This is a genomic window from Paraburkholderia sediminicola (assembly GCF_046026895.1).
Classification (GTDB): Bacteria; Pseudomonadota; Gammaproteobacteria; order Burkholderiales; family Burkholderiaceae; genus Paraburkholderia; species Paraburkholderia sediminicola_C.
Genome location: NZ_JAQQEU010000092.1, coordinates 1 through 25,088, shown reverse-complemented (window position 1 = coordinate 25,088; position 25,088 = coordinate 1). Strand labels below are relative to the sequence as shown.

The following is a 25,088-nucleotide window of genomic DNA, read 5'->3' as shown; positions in this document are numbered from 1 at the left end:
GGAAATCATGGACGCATGCGGTATCAAGGTCACGAAGAACCCGTCGGAAATGGCGCGTCTTCTGAAGGCGGTAACCTGATAGACACGGTTCTGATGTGATGGACGACTCCCGCTAAACGGCGAGAGATTCATGCCAAAGTGGACGGGCCGTGATGTTCACGGCAAAGGAGCGTTCATCATGAAGATAGCAACTGTTGGACTGGATCTGGCTAAAAATGTGTTCCAGCTTCACGCAGTGGATCGGCAAGGCCACCTTGTTGCTCGCAGGCAGTTGAGACGCACGGAAGTACTCCGGTATTTCGCGAAGCTTGAACCGTGCGTGGTTGGCATGGAGGCGTGTGGGTCGTCGCACTATTGGGGCCGGGAGCTCGCCAAGCTCGGACACGCCGTTCGGCTGATCGCACCGCAGTTCGTACGACCTTACGTAAAGAGCAACAAGACCGATGCTGCCGATGCCGAAGCAATCTGCGAGGCGGTACAGCGACCGCACATGCGGTTTGTGCCGGTCAAGACGCAGGCGCAACAGACAATACTTTCACTTCATCGGGCACGTGCCGGACTGGTCAAGTCACGCACAGCACTGGCCAACCAGATCCGCGGGCTTCTTGGCGAATTCGGTATCGTGCTGCCACAGGGCATCCGGCTGCTGGGGCTACGGGCCATGGAGGCGCTTGCCACACGTGACAGTGAGCATAGCGAGCCTTTCCGTGCGTTAATCCAGATGCTCGTCGAGCACTTGCGCGAACTTGGCAAGAAGGTGGCTGAGCTCGAAGGTCGTATCCGCGCGATCCATCGTACGGATGTGCCCGGCCAACTTCTCGAAACAATACCCGGAGTCGGAGTGCTCACCGCATCGGCCCTGGCCGCCTCGATTGGCAACGCGCGAGCCTTTCGCAGCGGGCGGGAACTCGCTGCATGGCTGGGTCTGGTCCCGCGCCAGCATTCCTCGGGCGGGACACCGCACCTGCTGGGCATCAGCAAGCGCGGCGATGCGGCACTACGAACACTTCTGATTCACGGCGCCCGCGCGGTTATACGTATGGCAGCCGCCAGGCCCGAGATGGCTGACTCCTGGCTGATGAAGCTGTGTCGACGCCGACACAAAAACATCGCTGCCGTGGCGCTCGCGGCAAAGAATGCGCGGACAGCGTGGGCCATGCTGATGCGAGGGCAGGCCTATCAGGTTAGCCATGTGCCGGCAGGACCCCCCACGACGAATTGACAGATCCAGCGTTTAACATCGCAACACTGTTCACTTTCCAGAGGTTGCTTGAGCAGACTTCAATTCGATGACACAACGGTCGGACCGTGGTGGGTCAAACCCGCTTTGCACCATGGGCAACCAGGCCCGAGGTTCTGATGGGGTACCCATTCGCGGATATACATCGTGGGCCAGCGGCGAGTGCTGCGAACTGAGCCCGGATACATGGCTGCAACCTCGACTCAGTGCCAGAGAACCCGGACTGCTTGACAACAGGGAGTCGTCCATACATGGTGCAAATAGGCTCAATGGACCGGTTAAAGTAGCGATCCAATCAATCTGGTGGGCGGCGATGAGCAAGGGGAAGGGTCTGGCGGGGTTGTTCGATGGCCGGCATTTTGATCGGGAGATCATTGTTCTGTGTGCGCGCTGGTACCTTCGCTACAAGCTCAGCCTGCGCGATCTGGTCGAGATCATCCCCCAAGGGGACTTCCTGCGGGCGTGGCCGAGCGGGGGATTGTCGCTGGCACACACCACGATCATGCGTTGGGCAAAGCGCTTTACGGCGGATTTCGTCAAGCGCTGGAACCGGTTTGGCATACCCACCGGCCGGTGATGGCGTGTTGACGAGACCTATCTGAAGATTCGTGGCAAGTGGGTCTATCTCTACCGGGCGGTAGATCGGTCGGCCAGACAGTGGACTTCATGCTCAGGGCAAAGCGCGATATGAGCGCGGCCAAACTGGCGCGGGCGACACGACCTCAGCGAAGGGTGGATCAATAGGTAGAATGCACGTGACACGCGAATCCGAAATCGGAGCGACCCGGCGCTGTGGCTTGATTCGACGACGCACGACGGATGGAATGTCTGGACCGCGTGCATCGTGTGCCGGCCTTGGTCGCCCGAACCGTCAGCCCGCTTCAGGAATCAGCATGTTCGCGGCAATGGCGAGATTCCACAGGCCGACTGTGCCAGCGCCGTCTGTCACACAGGCGCGCCAGGCGAGGCTGACACCGGTGTGATGGCCGGCGTGGTCAGCGCAGGGCGTGCCGTGATGTCCACCCCTTGCGCGAACGCCGTGCATTGCGCCCAGACGGTCGCCGCGCCTGGCTGCAGCGAGCGGTTCTTGCGCCGCACGAGCATCGTCATGCGATGCACCTCCGGATGGAGCGGCCGTATTGCAACGCGATCAGCGCCGACGCCACCCAGCGCCGTTGCGGACGCGATGCCGAGCCCGAGTCCAGCTTCGACCATCCGCGCAACCGCGGCGGCGTGCCCGAGATCCTGCACCACTCCGAACTGTACGGCGTGCGCCATCAGCGCGTGGTCAATGCTGGCACTGGCGCCGGGATCGTCGTCGAGGACGACAAGCGCGTCGCCGACGAGTTCGCGCCAACTGACGCGTTCCTGCGTCGCCATCCGATGACCGAGCGGCAGCGCGACACAGAACGGGTGGGAGAAAAGCGGTTGCGCGCTCAATTCGTCGACGTTATCCGGCTCGACGACTACGCCGAAATCGGGATTCCCCGCTGCGCACGCTCTGGAGTACGGCGTCTTTCGTCCTATCGTTCAGAAGGATCGAGATATCGGGGAAGCTCGTTCGGGTTTGTGCGAGCCAGGAGGGCATCAGACCCGAGGACAGGGCTGAACTGCTGGCGACATGCACGGTGCCGCGCGCACATTCACGTACGCCGTGACTGTCAGAGAGTGTCTCCTCGATCTCTTTGAGCAGTGGCGCAATGCGGGTGAGCAGTTTTCCCCAACCCTTGTCACCTGGACCTGTCTTGTCGTGCGGTCGAACAGGCGCAGATCGACTGCATCTTCGAGTTCGCGGATGCAGCGGCTGATCGCCGATTGCGTCACGCCGATCCCGTCGCCGGCGCGCGTGAAGCTTTGGTGCGCGCCAGCGCGACAAACACTTTCAGCTGATGGAGCGAGACATTCGTGTGCGATCCTCGGGTTTTGCAGGCGGGCGCGCCGCCTTGCGTGGCTGTCGCGGCAGCTTCACGGAAGTTTGCTCTTCGGCTCATTCGTGCGACCCGTTGGGCAGCGGTTGAAATACCCCTTCTGCAATCTGGCTGGCCGCGGCCGTGTTGCCGATCCAGCGCCGTCTCATCGGCGCGAGGATGAATTTCGCCCACACTGCCGCGATGATCGAGACGACCGCAGCACAGATGAACACCGCGTTCCACGAGCCGTTGGCCGACAGCACCGAGGCGACCGGCACCAGCATCGAGGCCGTTCCCTTCGCCGTATAGAGGGTGCCCGCGTTGGCCGCAGCGTATTTGCTGCCGAATGTGTCCGCGCAGGTCGCCGGGAAGATTGAGAAGATCTCGCCCCAGCAAAGGAACACCATCGCCGCGAAGAACATGAAGGCGTACGGGTTGTGGCCAAACTGCATCAATCCAAGCAGCGCGAAACCTTCGCCGAGGAAGATCATGAACATCGTATTCTCGCGGCCAATCCTGTCCGAAAGAAAGCCGCACAGCGGACGCGTGAAGCCGTTGCACAAATTGTCGATCGACAGCGTCATCGTCAGGAGCGGCAGCGTGAGGCCGAGTAGACTCACGGGCAGTTTCGCAAAACCGTACTCCTTGGCGATTGGGCCGAGTTGCGCGGTCGCAATGATTCCGCCAGCCGCCACGAAGACGAACATCAGGTAAAGCACCCAGAAAAGCGGCGCCCGGACCATCTGGCCGGGGGTGTAGTCGATCTTGGTGGCAACCAGGGTGACCGCGCCAAAGCGGGGCTCTATGCCGCGATATCGTGAGTGTGCTCGTTGCTCGCGAGCGTCGGATACCATCGCTCGAAGCATGATCGCAACTGCTCATTCAGGACGGCCGTCCTTACCTGGAGAAGGCCTTGCGCATGAGCCGGTCGCCACGCTATCTGCTGCCGCTTCACCAAACGCTTGCTGACCACCTGGTTGACAGCCGACTCGACGAAGCTCGAGGTGATTGGCTCGCCATGACGGTAGCGGTCTCCGTAGTTCACGATAAAACGCTGGTTGTTCTTGAGGTAACCGATGAACTCCTCCAGTTTGGCCAGCAGCCTGGTTTCCTCGGGACTGCCATCCGTGGCGAGTTCCCAGCCCAGGCTTTCAAGCCGCTGCAGTGCCGGATAGGGGCAGCCGTGCCAGAGGTGCCACTTTGCACTGCGCAGCCCACCGATCAGCGTGTCGACACATGGCCGTTCGTCGCGGTCCGGTAACCGCTTGATCATCTGTTCGAGATTCTGCACCCGCATGGCGACGTGAAACCAGTCGAGTATCCTCTCGCCACAATCGCCAAAGTCGATCTGGGCACGGCGAACGGTGTCGCCGCCGTCGGACAGGAAAGTTACCGGCTGGTCCGCGCCGACGCCTTCCTGCGCAAGAAACGCCAGCATCCGACCGGCAGGCTCGTGCTCGAGTGTGTGAACGTAAGCGAAGCTGTGTCCGCGACCGTCGTCGCGTAGTGATTTTCCGACGATGACTTCGAACCATCCGTCTTGCCGACTGCTGTGTCCGGCCAGGCGGATGTATCCGCTGTCGATTCCCACGGCGCGTACTGAACTGTGCTGCGGAATAGCGCATCGGCCAGCAGGCAGATCGACGTATCGCCGGTGCTCGACGGCGATCGCTGCGTTCGAGCTCTCAAGGCGATGGCCCAGTGTGGCGACGCGCCTCCGGATCGTGGTAGCCGCCAGCACATGCTCCAGCGGTAACACCTCCTCCAGTACCCGGACGGTGAGCCCATACGACATCAACGCGGCAAACCTGGTGTTACGGACCGGGCTATTTGAGGATCAGCGAGGGGTGTTTTTCCCGCGAACGTCGGGAACGAATTTTTGAACTTCACCGCGAACAGCGCGGGACATGGAGAACGTAAAGAAGGCCGGCACTGCCGTGATATCGTGAGACGGGTTCCAAGCCACACACGAATCAACAACAGTCCGGCCTATGTATCGAATCGTACACGCCTTTCTCACTCTCGAACAACATCTTCGCGCCGTCGTCTCCACGCCACAGTCCTATCGCCCCGAGCGCTGCCCGCATTGCGGATTCGGCGAACTTTGGAGTCACGGCTATTACGAACGCAAGGCTGACCACAGCAGCCACGCCGCACTCAATCCGCTACCCGTGCCGCGCTTCCGTTGTCCGGCATGCTGCCGTACCTGCTCGCGCCTGCCGCTGTGCATCTGCCCGCGCCGATGGTACTGCTGGGCCTTGCAGCAACTGGTTCTCTCGCTACTGCTCTTCGGCCTGTCACTGCGCTGCGCGGCGGCCGTCGCCGGTCTGAGCCGCCACACCGTGCGCCGATGGTGGCGCTGGCTGCGCGAACAGACGCAGATCTTCGCGTTCCTGCTGCGTAGCCGCTTTCCCGAACTGGGCCGTACCACCGATATTGCGTCGTTCTGGCGGGCCTGCCTGCGGTTGATGCCGTTACGCCAGGCGATGGCCTGGCTCGATGGCGATGGCCTGACTGTCCCGTAATCCGTCGGATCCCGCGCACCGCGCAACGGGCCATTTCATGGATTGGTAAGCTGTCCACACAGTCTGGCCACTTCCGCCGGCATCGTGATGGCGTTTTCATGTCGATTCTTCAACTAAACGAAGGATTTTTCCACATGAATCCCATCGATGAGATGGCGTTGTTCCGTCTGGGCGTACTCGGCCCGCTTGTCAGCCGCGGCGAACTCGCCCGTGGTGAACTCGCTCGCCTCATGCACCAGATCTCCCAGCAGGAGTACGTCATTCCCGGCTCCCGACGCCGCCACATCAGCGAGAAGACGCTGCGCGTCTGGTACGACCTCTGGCGTCGCGACGGCGTCGCAGGACTCGCCAGCAAGCCTCGCAATGACCGCGGCGCGTCGAAACTGCCCGAGGCGGTGCAGCTCGCCGTGATCGCCGCCAAGCGCGAGAACCCACGCCGCTCGATCCGTCAGCTGCGCCTGCTGCTCGAGGGCGCCGGCGTCGTGCCGCGCGATTCGCTCTCCAAGAGCGCCGTACACCGCCTGCTCAAGACCCACGGTCTTTCGCGTATCGCCGGTCCCGCTGTCGTGCCCGACGAGAAGCGCAGCTTCGTCGCCGAGCACGCGGGTTCGATCTGGTATGGCGATGTGTTGCACGGTCCGACGCTGTCGCTCAATGGCCGGCGGCGCAAGACCTATCTTGTCTCGCTGATGGACGATGCCTCGCGCCTCATCGCCCACAGCGCATTCTGCCTCTCGGAGACCGCACTGGAGATCGAGGGTGTGCTCAAGCAGGCGTTGATGCGGCGGGGGATCCCTGCCAGGCTTGTCGTAGATAACGGCTCGGCTTACCGCAGCGCCACCCTGCAAGGCATCTGCGCGCGCCTGGGCATCCGTCTGGTCCACTGCCAGCCGTACCAGCCAACGAGTTATGCCCCGGCCAAATATATGGAGCGGCCCATGATGAAGCGCAGACCCTATAAGGTAATCGGTCAGGAATACGCGACATATTAGTTTGATTGACACTGGTATGCCCACGTTTCAAAGGAGGGAGCGCCATGTTGGAAGCCCTATTCACTCGCCCTTGTAGCCTAGCTCGACATTGCTCCAACCCATTCGCCGATTCAATAGATAGGTACCTTGAACATTGCTTGCAGCAAGGTTATCCACGGGCATCATTGAGGAAGATCGCCTGGGTGCTGCTGGCCTTTTCGCAGAGCCTTGACCTGTCCCAAACGAAGCGGATTACCCGCGAGGAGATCGCGTTTGCGGTAGATCATCGTATTCGTTTTGCACGGCGACCAGAGCACGCCCTGGAGTCGAGAAGCTCACGTCTGTTGTTCATCCATATCGCAACCGCATGGCTGCGTTTTCTCGGCTATCTGGAGGAGAATCTTGTCGAGCGGCAGCCCTTCGCGCACATGGTCGATGATTTCTCATATTTCATGGCCGAAGAGCGAGGCCTGTCCGCCGCAACAATAACGTTTCGTCGCGAACAGGTCACGCACTTTCTAGACATGACCTGGCCCGCAAAGGGCGGCCTGAATGCGATCACGATTCAGGACGTCAATGCCTATCTCGCCCAGCAGGGCAATCGCGGCTGGAGCAGAAGGTCTCTGCATACGCTCGCTGACGCATTACGCAGTTTTTTCCGCTATGCGTGGTCCCAGGGTTGGGCCGGCAACATCGCGGCGGCAATTACATCGCCGCGCATATATGCCCAAGAGGGTCTCCCCATTGGTCCACGCTGGGATGAGGTGCAACAACTCATCGGGTGTTTCGCCGGTAACAGTGCAGTCGACCTTCGCGACCGGGCTATCGTACTGTTGCTCGCAGTCTACGGCCTGCGCCGTAGCGAGGTTGCACGACTTCGTCTCGAGGATCTGGACTGGACCGGTGAGAAGGTCTATGTGACGCGCCCAAAGCAACGCTGTACGCAACAGTATCCGCTGGATCCAGTCGTTGGCGACGCGATCGTCCGGTACTTGAAGGAAGCCCGGCCACGGTGCGTTTATCGCCAGCTGTTTCTGAGTCTTGACGCGCCAATTCGCCCGCTTTTGCCGGGCTGCATTAGTCCCATTGTGCGATCGCGTCTGACCGCTCTCGGTATCCAAACCCCGCGACGTGGCGCTCATTGTCTGAGACATGCCTGTGCCAGACAACTGCTGGCAGGAGGCTTCTCCCTCAAGCAAATCGGCGACCAACTTGGTCATCGTAGCGCCGCGGCGACCAGAGCGTACGTCAAGGTCGACCTCGATGGCTTGCGGCAAGTTGCCGAACTCAATCTGGAGGCGTTGTTATGAAACTCTCCGATTTTGCGCACGAGTACGTCGCGTTCAAACGCGCCCTGGGCATGCGTTTCGATACCGAAGCAGAGATGCTGGCTTCATTCTGTCGGCATGTCGGTGATGTGGCGTTGGTCGAGGTCACAGTGGGTCAGGTAAGAAGCTATCTTGACGGTCGTCTTCCCGTATCCAGCTACTGGGAGCGCAAACACACGGCGCTCGATGGCCTGTTTCGATTTGCCTTGCAGCGCGACTACGTCAAATTCTCGCCGGTTCCTTACCGCCATCCGCAATTGCCACCCCCTCTGATTCCCTACATCTACTCGCAGGAGGAGTTGAAGCGCTTGCTGGATGCGACACCAGCTGCATGCGGCCCGCAAGTTCCCATGGAGGCGTTTGTCTTCCGAGCTCTCATCCTGTTGTTGTATGCCGCCTGCCTTCGACTCGGCGAAGCGCTGCGACTTACGATTAACGACGTTGATCTCGGTCAGAAGATCCTTTGTGTTCGAGAGACCAAATTTTACAAGACGAGGATGGTCCCTATTGGCGGAGATTTAAGCTTGGCATTGAACCGTTATGTCCGGCAACGCAATCGGGTTCACGCGCACGATCCGGAGTCACCGTTCTTTTGCTTTCGCGATGATCGTCCATTGAGCCAGTCCGCAGTACGAAACCGTTTCCGGCGACTTCGTGTACTCGCACATGTCGTTCGCGACGATGGTGCCCACTATCAGCCACGGATTCATGATCTTCGACACAGCGGCACGGTCCATCGCCTCGTGGTCTGGTATCGCAATGGATCGGATCTACAGCGGTTTTTGCCCCAGCTTGCAACGTACCTCGGTCATATTAATCTCGCTGCCACGCAGCGTTATCTCACGATGACCCCGGAACTTTTGCGCGAAGCGAGCCTTCGCTTCGAGCGGTATGCAAAGGAGCCTCGCCATGAATGACACAATCTTGCTCGGACCTTGGGTCCGGCGTTTCCTGCTCGAACATCTGGTCGCTGAACGCAACCTCGCCGCGAATACCAAGAAGAGCTATCGCGACATGCTGATGTTGTTACTTCCCTATGTGGCCAGAAAGCTCAAGAAACCAATCGATCGTCTGACGGTCACCGATCTGTCGGCGCAAGTCGTGCGTCTGTTTCCGACTTACTTGGAGCAGCAGCGCGGTTGCTCTGTCGCGACGCGCAATCAGCGCCTGGGAGGTGTTCACGCATTGGCGCGATTCATCGGCGAGCATAGCCCCGAGCATATCGAGTGGTACGGCCAGATTCGTTTGATTCCTTTCAAAAAGGGCAGCCAACCCTCAATTACCTACCTGGACAGGCGGGAAATGGACGCGCTTCTCGCTGCGCATGACAAGCATAGCGCGCAAGGACGGCGTGAAGAGGGGTTGATATTATTTCTCTACAACTCCGGCGCGCGGGCGAGTGAGGCCTCGCAACTCAAGATCAAGGATATCGATTGGCATGCGCAGTGCGTTCGCATCATCGGCAAAGGAAACAAGCAGCGCCGCTGCCCACTCTGGGCCGACACCCTCGATCAATTACGCGTGTTGGCGAGCGAACGAGACGGGTCGGAGCCGGTATTCCTTAACCGCTGCGATCGACCGATGACCCGATCAGGCATCCATACATTGGTGAAACGCTGTGCCGCCCGCGCCGGTGATCACGTGCCGTCGCTCAAAGACAAGAAGGTGGGACCTCACGTGATTCGACACAGCACGGCCTCCCATTTGCTGCAGTCGGGCGTCGACATCAACACCATTCGGGCGTGGCTCGGATATGTGTCGCTGACCACCACGAACGTCTACGCCGAGATCAGTCTGGAGACCAAGGCTCGCGCATTGGCAACGTGTGCGGTGTCAGCCACGACGAAGGCAAGAAAGCGCTGGAGCGCTCAGCCCCATCTGATGGAGTTCCTGCGCAAGTTGTGATCTAAAACTTATGCGGCGGCCGCATCTCCGAAATCCTTCCCGCATGTCGGCACTAAGGGCCGCCGCTCCATATATTTGACCGGTACATAACTCGTTATATGGACTCGAGTCCATATAACGAGTAAAGGGAAGCTGGAACGCTGGCACAGAACGCTACGGTCCCTGTTCCTTGCCGAACTCGACACCACTCATATCCGCGAGCTGGGCGATCTGAATGCCCGCCTTTGGGCCTGGATCGAAACGATCTATCACCAGGGCAAACACAGCGCGCTTGGCGAGCATACGCCGCTTTCACGCTACCAGCAGGACCTGCCGCGTATCCGCCTGCTCGGACCACTGGCCGCGCAGCTCGACGAGATCTTCTGGCATCGCGTCAAACGCCTGGTGCGCCGTGACGGCACCGTCTCGTACAACGGCAAGCAGTTCGAAGTCCCGTACGAGCTCACCGGCCAGCACATCCAGCTCGTGGTCGACCCACACATCGGCGCCGTCATGCACGTCGAGAACGATGAGGGCAAATGCATCGGCATGGCCGCCCCGCTCGACGCCATCGCCAACAGCACGCGCCGGCGGCAGCGGCCTGCGGCCGAACCGGCCACCGCCCCAACCACTACCGGCCCGAACCTCATCGAACTCGCCCATCGTCAACACTATCCGCGTACGGAGGAATAACCCATGTACCGTCAGCACTTCGGCCTCAGTAGCGCGCCGCTCGACAAGGACTCGACCAGCCTGTGGGACGATGGCAAGCTCGCACATCTGAAGGAACGCTTCGACTGGCTGCTCCAGAGCCCCGGCATCGGCCTGCTCACCGGCGAGCCTGGCGTAGGCAAGACCGCCGCGCTGCGCCACATCACACGCTCACTCAATCCGCACCGCCACCAGATCATCTACACGGCCGAGTCCGACTTCGGCCGCATCGACCTATACCGGTCGCTCGCGCGCGGACTGGGACTGGAGCCCAGCTACCGGCGCGCCTACCTGTGGCGCGACATCAAGCAGCGTATCACCGAGCTGGTCCAGAACCGGCAGCTGCAGCCACTGTGGATCATCGACGAGAGCCAGAATCTCCCGCCCGAGTTCTTCCGCGATCTGCCAGCTTTTTTAAATTTCGCGATGGACGCACGCGACCTGCTCACCGTCTGGCTGGCCGGCCATCCGTCGCTGGTCAGCCTGCTCGAACGTGCGCCGTATGCCGCGCTGTACAGCCGCATCCAGGTACGCGTGCATCTGACGCCGGTACTCGAGCGCGAGCGCTTCGCGCAACTCATCGGTCATGCCCTGAACACGGCCGGCTGCACCCACACGCTGCTCTCGGACTCCGGCATCGAACAGTTGCGCGAAGCTTCGCGTGGCATACCCCGTCAGGCCGGGCGCATCCTGCGCAACGCCATGCGTCTGGCCGTGCCCAAGGGGCTCAACCACATCCCCGACGACCTCCTGCAACGCGCCATCGAGGAGGTGCGATGAACCCGGCAACTATCCGCGAAACCATCTTGTTTGCCTTCACCCGCAACGCCGGCGTCGCTGAAATCGAGCTCACCGACGAGACCGCCTTCATGATCATGAGCATTCTCGACGATCTCTGGCTGTGGTTCGACACCGTCTACGGCGACCAGGCGCGCCGCTATCGTCCACCCGAAGACCTCGATACCGGTGGCGATCCACCTGATCCGTTCTGACTTCACGGGGGCCTTCACGGTCCCCGTCTGCATTGCAATGCACACGTTGCCCGACGGCACCTCACTACGTGCCGGTTGCCTTCGCTACATCGAACTTTGTCCCGCGCTTTGCTTGACATGCGCATTTCCATCGCAGCGCGAGACAACCCGCTTCGTTTCATCTCGAACAGCGCGGGACGTCACCTCTCGAATAACCCGGGACGTAACACCTGGCCTCGAGATACTGCAGTTCGGGACTCGTCCGCTCACGCAGGCAACTGGCCAGCGGGCTGAAGGATCGGTGCGCGCTTCCGGAACACCGGCATTGGTACAGCCGCGGACTGTCAAACGATAGCAGGCCAAACACCGAGCGGTAGACCAGGCGATGGTGGCCCTTGACGGTCAGACGGGAGCCGCAGTTCGGGCACATGCTCAGCCTCGCAATCGCTTCAGCGGCCTGCGCGTCAATCATCGAGCGCTGCAGCCGGCCCAGCAGCGCCTTCGCCTCCTCAAGATGCAGGCCGAGTGAGCCCGCATCGAAACTTTCCCGTTCGAAATGGGCAATCTCCGTGACGCTCGCCTGCTCGTCGACTTCCGTCTGAACCACAATCTGCACGCTGATCTGCATGGCAGCCTCCCGCCCGGCACGTCGCTTGGGTAGTCAGCTTACAGCGCCAACGTGTGCAGCCGTTCATTCGCCGCTCGACGGTCGAAACGCCGGTCCAACCAGAAGAGCCATTCATCGGCCTCAACGCGCAGATTATTCACCTCGATCGGGTTTTCGCGCAGCGTCTCGAGCCACTCGAAAAACTCGAACTCGCCGTGCTCTTCCAGGGCCGTCATGTATCTCTCGGGACCCCCGGCGTCTTCGGGCGGACAACGCCCGGAGCCCGCGACACAGCGTGGTAGTGGCCTTGACCGCTGGTTGCACGTTCGCCGCTCGACGCGCACGTCATGTAACCACCACGCGGTGAAGTCGTACAGGTAGGCAAAGCGCTCATGTACGTGCAGGCCAAACGCCGCGAAAGGACAGGCTGTCTGGGCCGTCGAAGAATTGCAACGCGCCGTCGCGATGTCCGCCGTAACGCCATCCTCGGATGACAAACCGGTGCAGGTGTTCGTCGTTCCAACCCAGGGCGAGCTGCATCACCTGATGCAGCCGCGCAATCGTGAGCTGCTCGGGAATCAGGAGTCGCCGCCAGACCGGCGGGCTGACGCCGCGTAGACTGATTCGCAACTGGAGAACGGAAGTCGCTTCGGAAGGGCTGGTGTCCATCGAGACACTATAGACACATCCTTCGGTCATATTCGCAGACCCGATTCCAGCCCCCGCTTTGGCGCGGTCTCTTCAACCAGGGGTAATCGTACTTTTCGTGCAATTTCTGGCGGTTTGATCCTGAAACCCCTTATCGATCAATGATTTGTATATTCTCCGATTGCTCGAAAACCGTGGAGCCGCTGAGCCTTGCTGCGAGCGGCTCTGCATCCGACTACCGCCAGATTCCGCACGAAAAGTACGATTACCCCATTCATGGAATGCCGACTTTCTCTCGTGAGTCCTCGCAGGTCAGGCACGTGGGGCAGCGGATGGCCGGGTTCCGGACGTCGGCCGGAACTGCGTTTCGGAGGGGGGAATGGCCGCTTGACTTCAACAGCGGCTGCGACCCCTGGCGCAATGCAGAGGGCTTTGGGTTGGCGATCGCGACTACGGACGACCCGTCTCGTGATCAGTCCGTGCGCGGGATCGGGTCTGAGCGCCGCTCGCGCTCCAGAAACCCACTACGAGCGCCAGGGTCACGATTATCAATAGCGTCATCAGCGCGTACAGCGTGGGCGATAGCCCGACCTGCTTATAGGTCGACCAGATATAGGTCTGCACCGTGTTGTTGGCGCCCTGGACTAGAGAAGTCCGCGCCGTCTCATTGAATGACAGGATCATTGAGAAGGTGGATGAGCCGACAATGCCCGGGCGGATCGACGGGAACTCGACATTCCAGAACGCGTGCCAGTGGTTGCTTCCCAGCATCCACGCGGCCTCCAGCTGTACCGTGTCGAAGTTGCTCATCACCGTCAGCACGACGAGGAAGGAAAACGGCAGCGCCCACAGCACGTTGACGATGCACATGCTCAGCAGCGACGGTTCCAGTCCTATGCGTTGGAACAGGAAGGCGGTGGCCAGACCCATGCTTACCCCCGGGATGAACAGGGGCAGCAGGGTGAGCAGCAGCACCACGCGCGGGATGCGAAGTTCGCGCACCCCCATGGCGGCCAGAACCGCCAGCGTCGGCGTGACCAGCCCGACGACCAGCGCCACGCCCAGCGAGTTCCAGATCGCCTGCAGCAGCACCGGCTGGCTCCAGATCTCGCCATAGGCAGCCAGGGACGGATGCCTCAGCGCGTAGGCCACGCCCTTGTCGCCGAGCGAGAAGATCGGCGGCGGCACCATTGGCAGGTACAGGAGGATCAGGGCGACTGCCGTCCATGCCCACATGACATACCGGATCGCGGTGCTTTCGTGGTGGCGGGAATGCTTCACTTCTTTAACGCCTTGCCCAGGAAGGATCGAAGGTCGAACAGGCCGAACCACAGGCCCAGCAGCACCAGCATCGCCATGAGGACCACTGTGGACATCGCGGCGGCCAGCGGATAGTTCAGCACGTCCAGCGTACTGGTGATCTCGTTGCCGATGAGCTGGTAACCCGTACCGCCGAGGATGACCGGCACCGCGCTGTCACCGAACGAGCCGACGAAGCCGAAGATGATCGCGGCGAACACACCAGGCATCGACAGCGGCAGCGTGATTCGCAGAAAGGTGCGCGTGGGCTCCGCTCCCAGCAGCCAGCTTGCCTGGATCAGGCGACGATCGATACCGCTGATCGACAGCCACAGCGGAAAGATCATAAATGGGACGTACGAGGTCAGCAGCCCGATCAGGACCGCAAAGTCGCTGTACAGCAACCAGTCCAGTGGCGCGGCGGTGATCCCGCTCGCCATCAGCACTTCATTGACAGGGCCCGTGCGGCCGAGCAGATACGACCAGGAAAACGTGCGGATGACGTAGTTCACCAGGAAAGGAATGGTGAACAGCATCAGCACGACGCGCGTGGCCCGTGGCGACGCCTTCATTGCGAGGAACCACGCGATGGGGTAAGCAACCAGCACGCCGATCACCGTAACCTCAGTCGCAACGATCAGGCTGCGCTCGAGAATTTCGAGGCGCAGTCCGTGCAAAAAGGAAGCGTATGCCGCCAGTGTGACGTCGGGCCTGATGCCGAAGCCGACCCGCTTCCAGAAGCTGATGACCACGGTGAGCCCGAGCGGCACCACGAGGAACGCCGTGACGAATGCCAGCGGGATGCCCAGCAGAGCGTTCCGCAGCGTCAGGTACCGAGTGCGCATTTCTCAGCGGCCCGGAGCGGCCTTAAAACGCGCCCACTCGCTCTCGTACGCTTCGACGTCGGTCGGCCAGCGGTTCTGCCACACGCCGCCGCTCTTGAACTTGGCCTTCACGCCCTCGTCAATGCGAGCGATCTTGCGCGCCTCCTCCGGCTTGAACTCGGTCGGCGTGGCGTTAGCGTAGGCAACAGCCTGCGAGTTCGTCATGTAACTGCGGGTGAGCGTGATCCTGGCACCGTACCAGGGACCCAGCAGGAAGTCGAGCAGGGCGTAGATCGCCTTGGTCTGCTCCGGCGAGCGGCGCGGGTTGTGCACGATGTAAGCGGCCATCGCCCACAGGAGGTAGCCCTCCTTCGGCTGTGCGTAGACTGCCTTCACCCCCTTGACTTCGGCGGCCGAGACCATGGGTTCCCAGCAGTCGATGACGTGCACTTCCTTGCTGACGATCAGGTTCACGGCCTGCTCGAAGCTCGACCACAGCGTGCGGAACTGCCCGCTTCGCTTCTTCTCGATCAGGAAATCGACCACGGTCTTGAACTCCGATGCGGTCATGTCGCTGGGGTTCCCGATGCTCGCCAGCCTGTTCGCTTTCAGGTAGAGCGCCGTCTTCTGGCCCGCAGTCGTGTAGTTGTCCTCCAGCGCGACGAAGCCCTTGAACTTCGGGTCAAACAGCGCGCCGTAGGAATCGAGCGCGCCGGTGGCTTCCGGCAGGTAGGCGAAGCTGTCGCCCTGCAGCACCGTCGGCACGCCGTAGACCTTGCCCTTGTAGCCGATGAAATTGAAGCCCGGCTTGCCCTGCGCCAGGAAGTCCTGGATGTAGGTATCCCTGGTCCAGTTGGGGATGCGCGCGACGTCGATCGGATCGATCAGCCCATTTTCCACCAGAGGCTGCTGCATGCCACCGACGATGTTGATTACGTCATACGTGGACTTGCCGCCGCCGGCGATCAGCACGTTGACGACCGCAGAGGGGGCGTTGCCGATGGCGACTAGATTCACCCCCGCGCCACTGGCCACACTGAATTTTGACCAGTCACCTGGATCACCGACGCCGATGTCGGCGAAATTAATCTTCAGCGACTGCGCGCGCGCCAATATGGGCAGGCCGCCCGCAAGCAGCGCGGCGCCCGCCGCGCCGGCACCCGAGATGAAAGTTCTGCGATCGAAAAGACTGTTCAATTTGACTCCCCGCATGCCGCAAGTGAATAAACGATCGTTCATGGTCCGCTTGAGACCGGCCCGCCGCTGAGCGAGGCCAGGCTCCGACGAGACCCCCTTATGGACAACCATGCAACGCATCCCGCTCGCACCTTTGTGAGGGCGCGCAGCGGACCTTCACCGACATTGTCGCGCGGCGCCCCATTGCTGCTGGCCAGGTCTCGAATTTTTGCGACGCGCTCTCGCATCGCCTCGCAGGACCGGCTAGTTCAGTCTTCCAGAAACACCACGCGCGACGGATCCAGGCCGACGTGGACCACCTGCCCAAGCGTGTCGGCCTCTCGCTGCGTCGCGGTTGCGACGATGCGCTGGCCATCCAGCAGGCGTAGGCAGTGGTCGACGGTGGTCCCCTTGTAGACCACCTCCTCCAGCGTGGCGGACAGTTTTAGCGGAAGGCCGGAAGCCCGCGCGCCAACCCGTAGATCTTCTGAGCGAATTGCCAGGCCGCGAGTCTTCGAAGGAACTGACGAGGTAGGTCCGGCGAACGGGAGCTGGACGCCACCGAACCGCACGGCGGCATTCGGCCCCGTGTTCTCCACCGTCGCATCGACCACGTTGCAGCCACGGAAGAAGTGGGCGACGAACCGCGTTCGTGGGCGTGTAAAGATGAGCTCTGGCGCATCGCACTGCACGCACCGTCCGCCGTTCAGCACGGCGACCCGGTCGCTCATCGTTAGCGCTTCTTCCTGGTCGTGGGTGACGTAGAAGAAGGTGGTGCCGGTGTGCCGCTGGATGTGCTTCAACTCGAGTTGCATCTCGCGGCGGATCTTCTCGTCCAGCGCCGACAACGGTTCGTCCAGCAACAGCATGTCCGGCGAGGGCGCCAGCGCGCGCGCCAATGCGACCCGTTGCTGCTCGCCGCCGCTCAGCAGCGTCGCGTTCTTGCCGCCCTTGCCGGCCATGCCGATCAGTTCAAGCATCTGGTTGACGCGCGTGAGTTGCGCGTCGCGCGGCATGCGATGTGCCTTCAGGCCGTAGGCCACGTTCTGCGCTACGGTCATGTGGGGAAAAATAGCGTACTGCTGGAACATCATCCCGAGATCGCGCTTCCACGGCGGCACGCCGACCAAATCGCGGCCGCCGTACCGGATGCGGCCGGAGTCGGGCTGCTCCAGCCCCGCCACCATGCGCAGAATGGTCGACTTGCCCGAGCCCGACGGTCCCAGGAAGGTGAAGAACTCGCCCTTTTCGATCGTAAGCGAGAAGTTGTCGGCTGTGACCGTGGAGCCGAAACGCTTGTTGATGTCGATCAGTTCGAGCTGCGGCGTGCTCTTCATGCGCCTGCCCTTTCTGCAGCGCTCACGGTGAGGGTGGTACGGACCGCGGCTACCATGGTCTGCAAATCCATGCTCGCGAGGTCGGCCCGCTGGTGCAGTTCGAGGCTTTGCATACCGCGGAGGTCTTCCAGCAGGGCCGCGACCTGGGACGGGAGGTAGGGCAGATGCATGAAGCCGGCGAGCATCTTCGGCCGATGAGATTGCGCGTGCCGGAGGACCCGGTACAGGGTCGCGTTGCACAGGTAGGTGCCCGCCGTTCCCGAAAGGCGCGCCGGAATGCCCTGCCGCCACAATGCAGTCAGGGCATCATGCAGCGGCAGGGTGGCGCACAGGCCGTCCGGGCCACCGGGCTCCAGCGGCGTGTCCCGAACCAGGGAGCCGGCCTGGTCGGGGATCTCGAAGTCGGCGCAGTTAAGGGCGATCCGCTCCAGGCGGATCATCGGCTCGCCCGGCCACAGTCCGAGGCAGAGCGTTATGTCGGGCGCCAGTTCCTCGATGTGCGCCACGACTCGCTGCGGCGCCTCCGCCAAAGTCACCGGCAAGCACTTCCCCGTCACCTGCAGCGTCCCCCAGCTTGCGCCGTCGAGTATGCGCGCAACCTCGGCAGCAGGATTGACGGTGCGACTGCCGTACGCCTCAAAGCCGGTCACAAGAGCCTTCACGGACATTTCCCTCGCTGAGTACAATGCCGCCGACCCCGCATGCGCACGGCCGGATTGAGCTTAACCTGCATCCAATTGCCGGGTAATGCTAATTTATCGAATATAAGTTAGCAACTGCGGCAATTACCGAATCGATCATTCGTCGTCATTGCCTCCCGCACCGGACAATGCGTCACTTGTCCAGCCACTGGAGCTGCGGGAGCGTTGCCCGCTGGGTGTATCGGCGGAGATACGACCCGCGCAACATCGCGAAAGTCGTCCAGAGCGCGATTGAAGTGTTCATCGCCGCGTACGGATGCACCAGACGGCGAGGCCGAATTCTCTCCAGCGACCCAACCGGTGGTTTATACCGTTGTGCGAACGTCGGCTTCGGCTGAGGACGTGCCCGCCGGCCGCATGACTCTTGTACCCGAGAAAGCTGCCGTTGAGGCCGCGGCTGGTCCTATGTCCGGAGTGGGTCGTGTGCTGCCGATCGGCGTCAGGCCTTCAGCGCAAGGATATCGTTCGGTGTCGCACACAAGACCATCCTTCCGTCCGGATAGGATCGGGACACGCAGCGACAAGGAGTCGATGGTGTCCCATGGGCCACTCTAATTTCAAATGTACGTGGTGGTGAATCACGAAGATCGCCACGCGGATTGTTTTATCGTATCCGCTGAGCGGGTTAGCCGCGGCAGCAGGGATGTTGTTTCATCAACAATTCATTGTATCTGCGGTCCTGACGTCCTAATGTCTGATGACGCGTGATCCAACGTTGCACAAGGGTCTTCGTGGTGCACGGCGCGTCGAAATCGAACAACACACAAGGAGACATCGATGAGAAATATCCGGATCGCAACCCGGAGTAAAGCAGCGCTGCTCGGCGCCGCGTTAGTGAGCGCGGTACTCGTTCCTGTTGCACGGGCCGACGATCACGACGGCGGCCGCCCGGGCCCGAACGGGCTTCCGAGCTTCGTCGTGGCAGACAGCCTCAGGACGACCACCTATGACGGCGTCAGCGACGACCTGCTGACCGCCGGCCTCGGCAAAACCGGACTCGCAGGCCAGGCGCCCGCTATTGCGAACCCGGCGAGTCCGACGGCAGCCGAGTTGCGGCGGCTCGCGATCTGGGCAAATTACCGCGCGCTCGTCGACATCACGGCGCCTGGCGGCTACGGTCTTTTCTGGGGACCCAATGTCGATCTGTACGGCAACGACACCCTTGGCGAAGGAAAAATCGCCGGCACCGAATACCTCGCGTACGCCGACGACGGCAGGGGCCAGCAGAACGTCAGCCTCCTCGTTCAGGTGCCGGCGAACTTCGATCCGGCGAACCCGTGCATCGTCACAGCTACGTCATCGGGCTCGCGCGGGGTCTACGGTGCCATTTCGGCGGCTGGTGAGTGGGGGCTCAAGCGCGGCTGTGCGGTCGCCTATACCGACAAGGGCACCGGCAACGGGGCACACGAACTGATGACCGGTCTTGTCACGCTGATTGACGGCCGCCTCGCGGACGCCGCCACGGCCGGGCGCAACAGTCTCTTCACAGCCAATGTGCCTGCGGGTGCGCTGTCCGCCGCCAACCAGAAGTTCCCGAACCGCTATGCGTTCAAGCACGCGCATTCCCAGCAGAACCCTGAAGCGGACTGGGGCAAGGACACGCTCGAGGCGGTGCAGTTCGCCTATTGGGCCTTGAACCGGCAGTTTGCACTGCCCGGCGGCTCGCCTCATGGCGAGCGCTACCGCCCGGGCAGCATCACGACGATCGCGGCGTCGGTGAGCAACGGCGGTGGCGCGTCGCTCGCGGCCGCCGAGCAGGATACGACGGGATGGATCACGGCCGTGGTGGTCGGCGAACCCCAGGTCAACGTCCGTATGCCCGGTAACGCGCAAGTGAACGAGGGCGGCCAGCGCATCGCGGCGGCCGGCAAGCCCCTGGCGGACTACATGACGCTCGCCAACCTCCTCGAGCCGTGCGCGGCACTCGCGGTAACTGCTGCCGGCGCGCCTTATCTGACAGCGCTGCCCCCCGCGACGACGACGGCGATCCGCCAGGCCCGCTGCACGTCACTCGCCGCAGCCGGCTACGTGCACGGCAGCGACACGCAAACGCAGGCGAACGACGCGCTCGCGCAACTGCACGCGGCTGGCTACGAAGCCGATTCCGACCTGCTGCACGCTCCCATGTGGGACTCGCAGGCCGTGCCGGCCGTTGCCGTGACGTACGCGGATGCGTACACAAGGTCGAGCGTGATCGACAACCTGTGCGGTTTCAGTTTCGGCACGGCGAACCCTGCAACTGGCGCAGCGGGCTTTACACCGCCCGTCTCGCCTATGCCGACTGTGTTCGGGCTAGGCAATGGTGTGCCACCGACCAACGGCATCAGTCTCGTCTATAACGTCACGCCGCAAGGGGGCGCTGACCATCGGCTCGCGACACCCGATGCAGGCTTCGCGGGTGCCGCGTGCTTGCGCGCGTTATGGACGAAGAGAGACCCGCGCATGCGGGCGAGTGTCGAGGCAATCAGTGTGAATGCGGACCTGCATGGAAAGCCCGCGATCATCGTTCAGGGCCGCAGCGACGCACTCGTGCCGGTGAATCATGCGTCGCGTGCTTATCTTGCAGCGAACAGCGTAAGGGAAGGATCGCGCAGCCAGTTGTCGTTCTACGAGGTGACGAACGGACAGCATTTCGACGCGTTCCTCAGCGTGCCGGGCTTCGACACACGCTTCGTGCCGGTCCACTACTACAACATCCAGGCGCTCAACCTGATGTGGAGCCACCTGAAGAACGGCACGCCGCTGCCGCCGTCGCAGGTGATCCGCACGGTGCCGCGCGGCGCCAACCCGGGCGCTGCTGCGCTGGCGTTGAGCGTGGCGAACCTGCCGGCCATCGTGGCGAACCCCGGTAGCAATGCGATCGGGGTGAGCCACGGGGTGGTGAATGTGCCGCACTGAAGTCGCGTTGCTTTGATTCGTAACGGTCAATGGACTGTTATGAACACGGGCCGCCGCTGGCGGCCCGTGTTCCGTCATCGCGGTCTGCGTCTGGGCGGGCCACAGGAAATGTCCGTTGTCTCTCTCCTGGCATTGTGCGATACGAGTCCGCCCTTCTCGCCCTGCGGCGATATCGAAAACATGCCTGTCATCAGGCGTACTCCGCTGTGGCTTGTGTGGGCCCGAGATACCCACTGCCAGACTGTTTTGGCAGGCACGCGCGCGCTCGGGGTGCACAAAAACGGATGCCGCGGCTGGTTGGGCTCTCCTGCGCTGCAGGAGCACTCCGGCCGAACAGGAGCCGCGCCAGGTTTTCGACAGTGACGCACGGGACACCTGCAGCCTATGCATCAGGCCGTATCCGGCCACAACCGGTCGTTCGACTCAGGTATCCAGATCGTTAACAGTCGATACAAGTCCCCCCTTTGACGCCGAACCCAACGCGTGACACACATGAATGAATCGAGGCAGTCCATCGGACGCGAAGCGTATTCCGAGTTTGCAGAGCGCTACGCAGCAGCCGTTACGACAAAGTCGCACAATGCGCTCCACGAATGCCCCGCGACCATGTCGCTCCTTGGTGATGTCAACGGTTTGCATGTTCTCGACGCGGGATGTGGACCAGGCATTTGCAGCGAACATCTCGCGCGAAGAGGCGCAGCTGTTCACGCTTCGATGTAGGCCGGTGCCTCTGTCGCGGTGTTTTCCCCACTGCGTTTCGGCGAATCGCGCGGCAAGCCATTTTTCAGCGAAGCCGATGCGCTCATGAACGGCTTTAGTGCGGGACGACGTATTGTCGGTGACCTGTTCACTTCCTAACCCTGTGTCGCGATGGCCATGCCGCGCAGGAAACTTTAGGCGTTTAATCCCCATCCGGCACCCCGGCGCGGAATGACCGCAGTGAGCCAATGGCCGGCAGCGCCTCACGGATTGCCTCTTCAGCGCGGAACCCACCTGCCGCGACAACGAACAACATATCAAGGACTACCTATCGACGCATCTCGGAACAATCCCGTGCCGCAATGGCGGAATCGGACATGTGAAGTGAAGCGATCTGATGTGATTTTGCCGACATCTCGTGGTCTTCGCGACAGCGGGAGAAGTCAATGCTAATTGAGTCTTTTCGCTGGTCAAAATTCTGAAAATAAGCGACTCGCGTGCGATGTAATAGATATTTCTCAATATCAGATCATACGCGGCCATATATGAAGAAGACAAACGCCATATTCAAGTATGAATAGGGGCGCTGCGCCATTGATTGGACTGCAAATTCAGACATCGGGTGCGCGTCCAGATCGGCTTGGGCCCCCGCCCATCAAGGCTTCCACGGTCTCCGCGCCGGCACGGCGACGGCAATGCGTTGCCTTCGGTATCAGACTGAATAAGCAGATAAACCAAAAATGTACTCGACATATTGAAATTGAAAATTGAGCGGTTATGATGACGTCTCAGTAAGGATTTTCTGAACGTGCTTTGCAAAGGCAAAGGAAATATTTGCCGCCATTCGCAGCGGAGAGGTAATTAATGCTCCCGGCGTAGACAAGACTAAATCGAGGAGACGATATGCTGAGTCCCCATGAATTCGCCACCTTAATGCTCATCAAGGACGCGCCGGATCAGATCGAACTGGGCCGCGCTGAGCTCGACACGCTGCTGGAGCGTCAACTCATATCCCTGGAACGCCTCGCGTCGGGCCACCCACGTCCTCATGTCACAAGCAAAGGCGCTTCCATTCTCAAGGCCGTCGCGCGTAGGCGCTAGGGAGTTACGGCGCGTGCCGCTGCGCCACGCGGCGAGCGCGCCGAAGAAAAAGTAAGCGAAGTCGCTTTTGTTGGACTTTAATGTGTAGTGCCTCCTGACGTTACGGCCCTCCGAAGTATTCGCGACGCATGCTGCCTGGCAGGCGTCCTTGTGCTTCGGTCCATCCATCATCGCCACTCGTCGTGCTACAGCCGGTCGATCGGGGTTTCGCGCGGCGGACTGAATCCTGAGGAATTTTCAACAATGGCTCTATCGAGTCCCGAGCAAATCGCCACATCGCAGAAGGCCAGCCTCGACGCATTCTTCGGATTGACCGGCAAGGTCTTTGAAGGCATCGAAAAACTGGTCGCACTGAACCTGCAGGTCGTCAGGTCCACGCTGGCGGAGTCGCAGGAGAACCTGTCGAAGGCGCCCGGCACAACAGACCCGCAGCAGTGGTTCACGCTGCAAGCCGGTTTCACGGCGCCTTTCGCGGAGAAATCACTGTCATACGGCCGCCAGCTCTTCGACATCGCGTCAACCACGCAAGCCGAGGTCGCGCAACTCGCGCAGACGCAGTACGAACGGTATAACGTACGCGTGCAGGAATTCATCGGGGAAGCAGCGAAGAGTGCTCCCGCGGGTTCCGAAGCGGCGATCGCCGCATGGAAGTCCGCAATCAGCGCCACCACCACGCTGTGCGAATCGCTGCAGAAGACCGGGCAGCAGGCCGTGGAGATGGCCGGGACCAATCTCGAAGCCGTGACGGCCTCAGCGTCCAAAGCCGCCAAACGTAGTGCCGAGTCGGCTTCCGTAGCCGCAAGCGCGAAGCACTAGGACTCACGCGGGCAGCGATGCCCGCGCTATCTGTTCCATATCTATATGTAGGATTCCTTTCATTCATCTTAAATACGAGTACGGCATTTCAATGCATCCAATTTTTGACTGACGGCAGTGTTGCTTCAGACGAGCACGCCGCTGGTATTTGTGAGGACAATTCGATGGCAAAGCAGATCGCGGTAGTAACGGGTGGCATGGGTGGACTGGGCGAGGCGATCGGCATCAAGTTGCATGACACCGGTTATGCGGTCGTCGTCACCTATTCGCCCGGCAACACTGGTGCGAGCGAGTGGCTCGCGCGCATGGAAGCCGAGGGGCGACAGTTCCGCGCGTACTCGGTCGACGTCGCCGACCACGATTGGTGCGAAAGATGCATGGCGCAGATCAAAGCGGAAGTCGGACCAGTCGACATCCTGATCAACAACGCCGGCATCACGCGCGACGCCAGCTTCAAAAAACTGGACAAGGTCAATTGGGACGCGGTAATCCGCACCAACCTCGATTCGGTGTTCAACATGACGAAGCCGGTGTGCGACAGCATGGTCGAGCGCGGCTGGGGCCGCATCATCAACGTGTCGTCGATCATCGGCTCCAAGGGTGGGTTCGGCCAGACCAACTATGCGGCGGCAAAGGCCGGCATGCATGGCTTCACAAAGTCGCTGGCGCTCGAGGTGGCGAAAAAAGGCGTCACTGTCAACACGATCTCGCCCGGCTATATCGCGACGAAGATGGTGATGGCGGTGCCAGAGGACATCCGCGAGACGAAGATCATTCCGCAGATTCCGGTCGGCCGGCTCGGGCAGCCGGACGAAGTCGCCGCACTCGTGCTGTATCTGTGCTCGCGCGAAGCGGGCTTTGTGACCGGCGCCAACATTGCGATCAATGGAGGGCAGCACCTGCAGTGAACCCGAGAGATCAACCATGGAGGTTCCGATGAGTGAAGCAGTGGCAATCGTCGTAGGTTCATTCGTGCTGGTGACGGCAACAGCGCTCGTCGCCGCTCACTATCACCGGGAGCAGATACGCCGAAAACTGCTCAGACGGCTGGATTGCAAGCCTATCTGAAGCGCACCTGCGAGTACATCGAGCATCTTCTGCGTAACAAATGCACCATGCGCATCTGTAAGGGCATCTACGTGGAGGATGAAGCACACCTTGTTGAGAGTGCGAGCAAGAACAGAACAGGGATCAACGTGCATTTTATAAACCACGTATCAAGCTGCTTCAAAACTGGCTCATACGTCGGCATCGCGACGCACGACGCAAGCCTCATCGACAAGATAATTTCATATGCTCGTCGCGAGCGCGTGGACCGTACGAAATTTGAATTCCAGATGTTCAACTGGTTGCCAGTTTTTCGAGGGCATCGAATTTGTCTGCGAGGCGCGCCAGGACGGGATTTCTGACCGGTGAAGCCAGATCGGTTAGAGTCCAGATTT

Annotated in this window: 25 protein-coding genes and 6 pseudogenes; 17 read left to right on the top strand and 14 right to left on the bottom strand. The window is 61.1% G+C overall.

Going from position 1 to position 25,088, the window contains the following annotated elements:
• The 4 genes and pseudogenes from PQR02_RS35275 to PQR02_RS35260 all read left to right on the top strand — a co-directional run.
• Positions 1-79 (top strand): annotated as a pseudogene (locus tag PQR02_RS35275) (succinyl-CoA synthase); the annotation flags it as partial.
• 99 nt (positions 80-178) lie between these two features.
• Positions 179-1,222, top strand: a complete 1,044-nt coding sequence (locus tag PQR02_RS35270; protein ID WP_408242525.1) for an IS110 family RNA-guided transposase — start codon at positions 179-181, stop codon at positions 1,220-1,222.
• A 331-nt stretch (positions 1,223-1,553) separates the two neighbouring features.
• Complete coding sequence (locus PQR02_RS35265) at positions 1,554-1,817, top strand: hypothetical protein (protein WP_408242523.1); 264 nt, start codon at positions 1,554-1,556, stop codon at positions 1,815-1,817.
• Positions 1,818-1,939 (top strand): annotated as a pseudogene (locus PQR02_RS35260) (DDE-type integrase/transposase/recombinase); the annotation flags it as partial.
• Positions 1,940-2,185: 246 nt separating this feature from the next.
• On the opposite strand, the gene PQR02_RS35255 reads toward PQR02_RS35260, so the two are convergent.
• The 4 genes and pseudogenes from PQR02_RS35255 to PQR02_RS35240 form a co-directional block, all read right to left on the bottom strand.
• On the bottom strand, positions 2,186-2,680 hold the full coding sequence (locus PQR02_RS35255) for a LysR substrate-binding domain-containing protein (protein WP_408242521.1): 495 nt from the start codon (positions 2,678-2,680) through the stop codon (positions 2,186-2,188).
• 147 nt (positions 2,681-2,827) lie between these two features.
• Entirely contained in the window at positions 2,828-3,064 is a 237-nt protein-coding gene (locus tag PQR02_RS35250; protein WP_408242519.1) for a helix-turn-helix domain-containing protein, read from the bottom strand.
• Between the two features lie 163 nt (positions 3,065-3,227).
• Positions 3,228-3,932 (bottom strand): annotated as a pseudogene (locus tag PQR02_RS35245) (MFS transporter); the annotation flags it as partial.
• A 20-nt stretch (positions 3,933-3,952) separates the two neighbouring features.
• Positions 3,953-4,960 (bottom strand): annotated as a pseudogene (locus PQR02_RS35240) (ISKra4 family transposase); the annotation flags it as partial.
• Between the two features lie 181 nt (positions 4,961-5,141).
• Between PQR02_RS35240 and PQR02_RS35235 the strand changes: the two are divergent.
• The 5 genes from PQR02_RS35235 to PQR02_RS35215 all read left to right on the top strand — a co-directional run bounded on the left by PQR02_RS35235 (position 5,142) and on the right by PQR02_RS35215 (position 9,879).
• On the top strand, positions 5,142-5,675 hold the full coding sequence (locus tag PQR02_RS35235; protein WP_408242517.1) for a DUF6431 domain-containing protein: 534 nt from the start codon (positions 5,142-5,144) through the stop codon (positions 5,673-5,675).
• A 134-nt stretch (positions 5,676-5,809) separates the two neighbouring features.
• Positions 5,810-6,667, top strand: a complete 858-nt coding sequence (locus PQR02_RS35230; RefSeq protein WP_408242515.1) for a DDE-type integrase/transposase/recombinase — start codon at positions 5,810-5,812, stop codon at positions 6,665-6,667.
• A 137-nt stretch (positions 6,668-6,804) separates the two neighbouring features.
• Positions 6,805-7,956, top strand: coding sequence for a tyrosine-type recombinase/integrase (locus tag PQR02_RS35225; RefSeq protein ID WP_408242513.1), 1,152 nt, complete (start codon positions 6,805-6,807; stop codon positions 7,954-7,956).
• Positions 7,953-8,891, top strand: coding sequence for a tyrosine-type recombinase/integrase (locus PQR02_RS35220; protein ID WP_408242511.1), 939 nt, complete (start codon positions 7,953-7,955; stop codon positions 8,889-8,891). Before PQR02_RS35225 ends, PQR02_RS35220 begins: the two co-directional genes overlap by 4 nt.
• Positions 8,884-9,879, top strand: coding sequence for a tyrosine-type recombinase/integrase (locus tag PQR02_RS35215; protein WP_408242509.1), 996 nt, complete (start codon positions 8,884-8,886; stop codon positions 9,877-9,879). Before PQR02_RS35220 ends, PQR02_RS35215 begins: the two co-directional genes overlap by 8 nt.
• A gap of 153 nt (positions 9,880-10,032) precedes the next feature.
• On the opposite strand, the gene PQR02_RS35210 is transcribed toward PQR02_RS35215, so the two are convergent.
• Both PQR02_RS35210 and PQR02_RS35205 read right to left on the bottom strand, forming a co-directional pair.
• The gene (locus tag PQR02_RS35210; RefSeq protein ID WP_408242507.1) at positions 10,033-10,161 is read right to left on the bottom strand and encodes a hypothetical protein; all 129 of its coding nucleotides are present in this window, start codon (positions 10,159-10,161) and stop codon (positions 10,033-10,035) included.
• Between the two features lie 9 nt (positions 10,162-10,170).
• On the bottom strand, positions 10,171-10,521 hold the full coding sequence (locus tag PQR02_RS35205; protein WP_408242505.1) for a hypothetical protein: 351 nt from the start codon (positions 10,519-10,521) through the stop codon (positions 10,171-10,173).
• Between the two features lie 33 nt (positions 10,522-10,554).
• On the opposite strand from PQR02_RS35205, the gene PQR02_RS35200 reads away from it, so the two are divergent.
• Entirely contained in the window at positions 10,555-11,349 is a 795-nt protein-coding gene (locus tag PQR02_RS35200) for an ExeA family protein (RefSeq protein ID WP_408242503.1), read from the top strand.
• Positions 11,346-11,561 carry a hypothetical protein gene (locus tag PQR02_RS35195; protein ID WP_408242501.1) on the top strand — a complete coding sequence of 72 codons (216 nt, stop codon included), beginning with the start codon at positions 11,346-11,348 and terminating at the stop codon, positions 11,559-11,561. Before PQR02_RS35200 ends, PQR02_RS35195 begins: the two co-directional genes overlap by 4 nt.
• Positions 11,562-11,769: 208 nt before the next feature.
• On the opposite strand, the pseudogene PQR02_RS35190 reads toward PQR02_RS35195, so the two are convergent.
• From PQR02_RS35190 to PQR02_RS35150, 8 genes and pseudogenes are all read right to left on the bottom strand, one after another.
• A pseudogene (locus tag PQR02_RS35190) lies at positions 11,770-12,168 on the bottom strand (ISKra4-like element ISBte1 family transposase); the annotation flags it as partial.
• Positions 12,169-12,206: 38 nt separating this feature from the next.
• Positions 12,207-12,491 (bottom strand): IS1096 element passenger TnpR family protein, encoded by a 285-nt coding sequence (locus PQR02_RS41115; RefSeq protein WP_507028587.1) that lies wholly within the window; start codon positions 12,489-12,491, stop codon positions 12,207-12,209.
• A gap of 46 nt (positions 12,492-12,537) precedes the next feature.
• Positions 12,538-12,816 carry a plasmid pRiA4b ORF-3 family protein gene (locus PQR02_RS35175; RefSeq protein ID WP_408242499.1) on the bottom strand — a complete coding sequence of 93 codons (279 nt, stop codon included), beginning with the start codon at positions 12,814-12,816 and terminating at the stop codon, positions 12,538-12,540.
• 429 nt (positions 12,817-13,245) lie between these two features.
• Complete coding sequence (locus tag PQR02_RS35170) at positions 13,246-14,076, bottom strand: ABC transporter permease (protein ID WP_408242497.1); 831 nt, start codon at positions 14,074-14,076, stop codon at positions 13,246-13,248.
• Entirely contained in the window at positions 14,073-14,867 is a 795-nt protein-coding gene (locus PQR02_RS35165) for an ABC transporter permease (RefSeq protein WP_408242495.1), read from the bottom strand. Before PQR02_RS35165 ends, PQR02_RS35170 begins: the two co-directional genes overlap by 4 nt.
• Before the next feature lie 75 nt (positions 14,868-14,942).
• Positions 14,943-16,115, bottom strand: a complete 1,173-nt coding sequence (locus PQR02_RS35160) for an ABC transporter substrate-binding protein (RefSeq protein ID WP_408242493.1) — start codon at positions 16,113-16,115, stop codon at positions 14,943-14,945.
• 248 nt (positions 16,116-16,363) lie between these two features.
• On the bottom strand, positions 16,364-17,431 hold the full coding sequence (locus PQR02_RS35155; protein WP_408242491.1) for an ABC transporter ATP-binding protein: 1,068 nt from the start codon (positions 17,429-17,431) through the stop codon (positions 16,364-16,366).
• Positions 17,428-18,093 (bottom strand): pyroglutamyl-peptidase I, encoded by a 666-nt coding sequence (locus PQR02_RS35150; protein WP_408242489.1) that lies wholly within the window; start codon positions 18,091-18,093, stop codon positions 17,428-17,430. Before PQR02_RS35150 ends, PQR02_RS35155 begins: the two co-directional genes overlap by 4 nt.
• A gap of 816 nt (positions 18,094-18,909) precedes the next feature.
• Here PQR02_RS35150 and PQR02_RS35145 point away from each other — a divergent pair.
• From PQR02_RS35145 to PQR02_RS35120, 6 genes and pseudogenes are all read left to right on the top strand, one after another.
• On the top strand, positions 18,910-21,030 hold the full coding sequence (locus PQR02_RS35145; RefSeq protein ID WP_408242487.1) for a D-(-)-3-hydroxybutyrate oligomer hydrolase: 2,121 nt from the start codon (positions 18,910-18,912) through the stop codon (positions 21,028-21,030).
• A gap of 492 nt (positions 21,031-21,522) precedes the next feature.
• A pseudogene (locus PQR02_RS35140) lies at positions 21,523-21,741 on the top strand (class I SAM-dependent methyltransferase); the annotation flags it as partial.
• An 891-nt stretch (positions 21,742-22,632) separates the two neighbouring features.
• On the top strand, positions 22,633-22,830 hold the full coding sequence (locus PQR02_RS35135) for a hypothetical protein (RefSeq protein ID WP_408242485.1): 198 nt from the start codon (positions 22,633-22,635) through the stop codon (positions 22,828-22,830).
• 243 nt (positions 22,831-23,073) lie between these two features.
• Positions 23,074-23,646: a phasin family protein gene (locus tag PQR02_RS35130; RefSeq protein ID WP_408242483.1), complete on the top strand. Its 573-nt coding sequence runs from the start codon at positions 23,074-23,076 to the stop codon at positions 23,644-23,646.
• A 164-nt stretch (positions 23,647-23,810) separates the two neighbouring features.
• Positions 23,811-24,554, top strand: a complete 744-nt coding sequence (gene phbB / locus PQR02_RS35125; protein WP_408242527.1) for an acetoacetyl-CoA reductase — start codon at positions 23,811-23,813, stop codon at positions 24,552-24,554.
• Positions 24,555-24,582: 28 nt separating this feature from the next.
• A complete protein-coding gene (locus tag PQR02_RS35120; RefSeq protein WP_408242481.1) occupies positions 24,583-24,714 on the top strand; it encodes a hypothetical protein in 132 nt (43 codons plus the stop codon).
• The last annotated feature ends 374 nt before the right edge of the window (positions 24,715-25,088 follow it).

Excerpts from the sequence above, each read along its gene's own strand:
- PQR02_RS35215 (WP_408242509.1), top strand. The coding sequence starts at position 8,884 with ATGAATGACACAATCTTGCTCGGACCTTGGGTCCGGCGTTTCCTGCTC.
- PQR02_RS35265 (WP_408242523.1), top strand. The coding sequence starts at position 1,554 with ATGAGCAAGGGGAAGGGTCTGGCGGGGTTGTTCGATGGCCGGCATTTT.
- PQR02_RS35195 (WP_408242501.1), top strand. The coding sequence starts at position 11,346 with ATGAACCCGGCAACTATCCGCGAAACCATCTTGTTTGCCTTCACCCGC.
- PQR02_RS35120 (WP_408242481.1), top strand. The coding sequence starts at position 24,583 with ATGAGTGAAGCAGTGGCAATCGTCGTAGGTTCATTCGTGCTGGTGACG.
- PQR02_RS35130 (WP_408242483.1), top strand. The coding sequence starts at position 23,074 with ATGGCTCTATCGAGTCCCGAGCAAATCGCCACATCGCAGAAGGCCAGC.
- PQR02_RS35200 (WP_408242503.1), top strand. The coding sequence starts at position 10,555 with ATGTACCGTCAGCACTTCGGCCTCAGTAGCGCGCCGCTCGACAAGGAC.
- PQR02_RS35145 (WP_408242487.1), top strand. The coding sequence starts at position 18,910 with ATGAGAAATATCCGGATCGCAACCCGGAGTAAAGCAGCGCTGCTCGGC.
- PQR02_RS35205 (WP_408242505.1), bottom strand. The coding sequence starts at position 10,521 with ATGGGCGAGTTCGATGAGGTTCGGGCCGGTAGTGGTTGGGGCGGTGGC.
- PQR02_RS35175 (WP_408242499.1), bottom strand. The coding sequence starts at position 12,816 with ATGGACACCAGCCCTTCCGAAGCGACTTCCGTTCTCCAGTTGCGAATC.
- PQR02_RS35155 (WP_408242491.1), bottom strand. The coding sequence starts at position 17,431 with ATGAAGAGCACGCCGCAGCTCGAACTGATCGACATCAACAAGCGTTTC.
- PQR02_RS35210 (WP_408242507.1), bottom strand. The coding sequence starts at position 10,161 with ATGCTCGCCAAGCGCGCTGTGTTTGCCCTGGTGATAGATCGTTTCGAT.
- PQR02_RS35220 (WP_408242511.1), top strand. The coding sequence starts at position 7,953 with ATGAAACTCTCCGATTTTGCGCACGAGTACGTCGCGTTCAAACGCGCC.
- PQR02_RS35235 (WP_408242517.1), top strand. The coding sequence starts at position 5,142 with ATGTATCGAATCGTACACGCCTTTCTCACTCTCGAACAACATCTTCGC.
- PQR02_RS35230 (WP_408242515.1), top strand. The coding sequence starts at position 5,810 with ATGAATCCCATCGATGAGATGGCGTTGTTCCGTCTGGGCGTACTCGGC.
- PQR02_RS35270 (WP_408242525.1), top strand. The coding sequence starts at position 179 with ATGAAGATAGCAACTGTTGGACTGGATCTGGCTAAAAATGTGTTCCAG.
- phbB (WP_408242527.1), top strand. The coding sequence starts at position 23,811 with ATGGCAAAGCAGATCGCGGTAGTAACGGGTGGCATGGGTGGACTGGGC.
- PQR02_RS35135 (WP_408242485.1), top strand. The coding sequence starts at position 22,633 with ATGCTGAGTCCCCATGAATTCGCCACCTTAATGCTCATCAAGGACGCG.